We start from the raw sequence: 865 nt of genomic DNA, 5'->3' as shown, positions 1-865 counted from the left end.
GCAGACGGCGGAGCGGCCGACGGCGTGTTGCGGCGTTGCCCGGACCGGTGGTATCGTATTGTCGGTATCGGCTTCCGGATCAGTCGGTTGCATCGGGACTCCGGTTGTGCAGGTGCCTGCCGCAGCCTTGTTGCGGCAATTTGCGGCAACGTGTGACAACCCGCTGAGAAAAAGCTGGTTAAAACATCATGTATAAATAAATGCTTATTTGTTTTTAGGAACGATAAGAAATAAGTATCGATAAAGGCGCAAAATGCCCGAAAATCACGAAAAAAGAGGTGTATATATATTGTAATTCCAAAAAAATGCGTACCTTTGCAGTCCATTTTGGACAATGGAGATAGATTTTTTAACCATTAAAGGACAGTTTAAGAAATGCCAACTATTCAACAGTTAGTGAGAAACGGTCGAGTAAGCATGGAGGACAAGTCGAAGTCCCCGGCACTCGCAGCGTGCCCTCAGCGTCGCGGCGTTTGTACCCGTGTGTACACGACGACCCCGAAGAAGCCTAACTCGGCCATGCGTAAGGTGGCGCGTGTCCGCCTGACCAACGGCAAAGAGGTCAATGCCTACATCCCGGGCGAAGGCCACAACCTGCAGGAGCACTCGATCGTGCTCGTCCGCGGCGGTCGTGTGAAGGACCTCCCCGGTGTACGTTACCACCTCGTGCGCGGTGCGCTCGACTCGGCCGGTGTGGACGGTCGTCGCCAGCGTCGTTCGAAGTACGGCGCCAAGCGTCCCAAGGCCGGCAAATAGTCTAACGAGAAACATTTAATTCGAACATTTATTTAGAGCAATGAGAAAAGCTAAGCCAAAGAAGCGAATTCTACTTCCGGATCCGAAGTTCGGAGACGTGGCCGTGACC

1 protein-coding gene and 1 pseudogene are annotated in these 865 nt (G+C 52.6%); both read left to right on the top strand.

Going from position 1 to position 865, the window contains the following annotated elements; genetic code table 11:
• Window positions 1-375: 375 nt before the first annotated feature.
• Window positions 376-756, top strand: coding sequence for a 30S ribosomal protein S12 (gene rpsL / locus QZL63_RS04190; protein WP_026318484.1), 381 nt, complete (start codon window positions 376-378; stop codon window positions 754-756).
• 40 nt (window positions 757-796) lie between these two features.
• Window positions 797-865, top strand: a pseudogene (locus tag QZL63_RS04185) (30S ribosomal protein S7); the annotation flags it as partial.

The organism is Alistipes sp. CAG:268, from assembly GCA_000434235.1.
Classification (GTDB): domain Bacteria; phylum Bacteroidota; class Bacteroidia; order Bacteroidales; family Rikenellaceae; genus Alistipes; species Alistipes avistercoris.
Note: the sequence above shows the minus strand (reverse complement) of the source record. Positions and strands in the feature narration are given on the sequence as shown.

Bases quoted from the DNA above. Each gene is read 5' to 3' on its own strand.
- rpsL (WP_026318484.1), top strand. From the start codon at position 376: ATGCCAACTATTCAACAGTTAGTGAGAAACGGTCGAGTAAGCATGGAG.